This is a genomic window from Streptomyces sp. (genome assembly GCF_036566765.1).
Taxonomy (GTDB): Bacteria; Actinomycetota; Actinomycetes; order Streptomycetales; family Streptomycetaceae; genus Streptomyces.
Map to the genome: position 1 here is coordinate 1 of NZ_DATCVQ010000703.1, position 2,574 is coordinate 2,574.

Sequence of the window (2,574 nt, forward strand, 5' to 3'; positions counted from 1 at the left end):
CGTCCCGAAAACCGCCCCGGCAACTCGCCCGAGACAACCAGTCGCAATCCCATCAGGAGGAACCCGTGAACTACCCGAACTACTTCACCCCCGAAGAGCACCTCACCGAGGGCAAGAAGCGCCTCGATATCCGTGACGTCGTCGTCCTGTGCGGCTCGATGCGCTTCGCCCCGGAGATGGTCGAGGCCGCCATCGCCGAGTCCGTGGCCGGCGCCCTCGTCCTGAAGCCCGACTGCAACATGAAACTGCCGCACCCGCTGTGGGCCGACCCGGTCGAGGCTGAGGCGCTGAAGACCCGCCTGGACGACCAGCACCGGCAGAAGATCCGCCTCGCCGACCGGGTGATCGTCGTCGGTGACTACATCGGCGACTCGACTCGCGCGGAGATCGCCTACGCCCGCGAGTTGGGCAAGCCGGTCCGGTTCACGCACCCCGAGGTCGACCCGGGCGGGCCCGCGGCTGTTCCGGCCGTGGCCGTCATCACTGCCGACGAGATCGAATTGGAAGGCGGCGACGTGATGCTCCAGGAGCTGTCCGTCGGCGACCCCATCGAGATCGAGAAGCAGACCGGCCCGCTGAGCCCCGGCACCTGGAAGATCACCGGGTTCGCGGGTGGCGACCGAAGTCGAGCCCGCGTGCGGCGCATGACCCGCGAGGAGATCGAAGCAGCCCGCCGAGGCGAGGCGTTCTCCCGCATCTACGAGTGACCACCCGCAGCACCGGCCGCCTGCTGATCGAAGCAGCAGGCGGCCGGCAGTCCCCACCTCACCACAAGATCACCGCTAGGAGAATCGTGAAGATCCCCGTGATGCCGGGCTTGACTCTCGCCGCCTACATCGCCACCATCCCGGCCGCGAACCTGGCCGTCACTCATTTCGGCGCCGTCCCGGTGGGCTTCGGCTTCGCGGCTCCGGCCGGCGTGTATCTCGTGGGCGCCGCTTTGGTGTTGCGGGATGTGGCCCGGGAGGCTGCGGGCCGCGGGGCGGTGGTGGCGGCGATTGTGGCGGGTGCGCTGCTGTCGTGGCTGCTGGCATCCCCGGCGCTGGCGTTGGCGTCCGCTGTGGCGTTCGCGGTCTCGGAGGTTCTGGACTTCGCCGTGTACGAGCCGCTGCGACGGCGGGGCCTGCTGACGGCGATGCTTGCGTCGAACGCGGTGGGCCTGCTGGCGGACAGCATGATCTTCCTGTGGCTGGCGTTCGGGTCGTTCACCTACCTGCCGGGCCAGCTGCTCGGCAAGGCGTGGATGACGCTGGCCGCGGTCGCGGTGATCGCCGTCATCGCCCGGCGCCGGGCTCAGGCGGTGACGGTGTGACCATCGCCCCCGACGTCGATGCCGCGTGGACGCTCGCCGACTGCGACTGCCCGATGGCGTTCCTCTGCGGTCATTGCGTCCACGACCGGTGCGAGGACTGCGGGGGCTGCTCCGGCGGCGGGGCGTGCGTCTGCGCGTGCGGGATCGCCGAACGCGGCGCCTGGGCGGCGATGTGGGACAAGATCGTCACGGAGCTGTACCTGGGCACGCACATGACCTCGTGGCTGTGGGACAAGACGCTGGAAAAGTTCTTCACCGGCGTCACGTTCTTCATCTCCCGCGTTCGGCTCGCCCCGCGCCGTAGCCCGTTTCCGCGGGCCCTGCACCGCTACTGCATCGACTCCGGGGGCTTCTCCGAACTGCAGAAGTTCGGGCGTTGGAGGATCACCGCCGCCGAGTACGTTGCGGAGATCCGCCGCTTCCTCGCTGAGCTCGGCTATGAGCTGTGCGTGTGGGTGGCTCCGCAGGACTGGATGTGCGAGGAGATCGTCATCCGAGGCGGGATCGGCCAGCGCGGCCAAGTCTTCCACGGTACCCGTGAGGCCCGCGGCCTGAAGCCCGGCGACCCGGAGCAGGACCTGACGACCGCGGTGCGCATCCACCAGCGCAAGACCGTCGACAACCTGGTCGAGCTTCGCGCCCTCGCCCCGGAGATCAAGTTCATACCGGTGCTGCAGGGCAACAGCTTCGACGACTACAAGCACTGCGACCAGCTGTACGCGGAAGCCGGCATCGACCTCGCCGCCGAGCCCGTCGTCGGTCTCGGCTCCGTCTGCCGCCGCCAGGCCACCAGCGAAATCCGGGAGATCGTCGAGTACTTCGCAGGCAAGGGCTACCGACTGCACGGCTTCGGGGTGAAAACCCTCGGCCTTGCCCAGTACGCCGGCGACCTGGTGTCCGCGGACTCGATGGCCTGGTCCGAGGATGCCCGCCGCTCCGACCCGCTGCCGGGTCACACGCACAAGAACTGCGCGAACTGCCCGGACTGGGCGCACCGCTGGCACCGGCGCATCGTCCAGCAGCACCTCACACCCGCCGCATGACCACCCACGCAGGACCGGCCGCCGCTGCGGATATCAGCGGGGGCCGGCACCGCCACCGTATCGACCTTCTGGAGCAGCCATGACCACCAACCCGACACCCGACCGCCCCGTGAACGACATGCGGGAGCTGTACGCCGTGCAGCACGCCATCACCGACGCAGGCGGAACGCTGGCCCCCGAAGTGCACAAGGCGATCGACGAGCTTCGGGAGGCATGGGA

At 69.0% G+C, this 2,574-nt stretch carries 2 protein-coding genes and 1 pseudogene; all 3 read left to right on the forward strand.

From position 1 onward, the window contains the following. Window positions 1-65: 65 nt before the first annotated feature. A pseudogene (locus VIU94_RS40500) lies at window positions 66-446 on the forward strand (hypothetical protein); the annotation flags it as partial. 257 nt (window positions 447-703) lie between these two features. Further along, window positions 704-1,312, forward strand: coding sequence for a VUT family protein (locus VIU94_RS40505; RefSeq protein ID WP_331919950.1), 609 nt, complete (start codon window positions 704-706; stop codon window positions 1,310-1,312). Beyond that, entirely contained in the window at window positions 1,309-2,355 is a 1,047-nt protein-coding gene (locus tag VIU94_RS40510; protein ID WP_331919952.1) for a deazapurine DNA modification protein DpdA family protein, read from the forward strand. The genes VIU94_RS40505 and VIU94_RS40510 overlap by 4 nt, the downstream gene beginning before the upstream one ends. The last annotated feature ends 219 nt before the right edge of the window (window positions 2,356-2,574 follow it).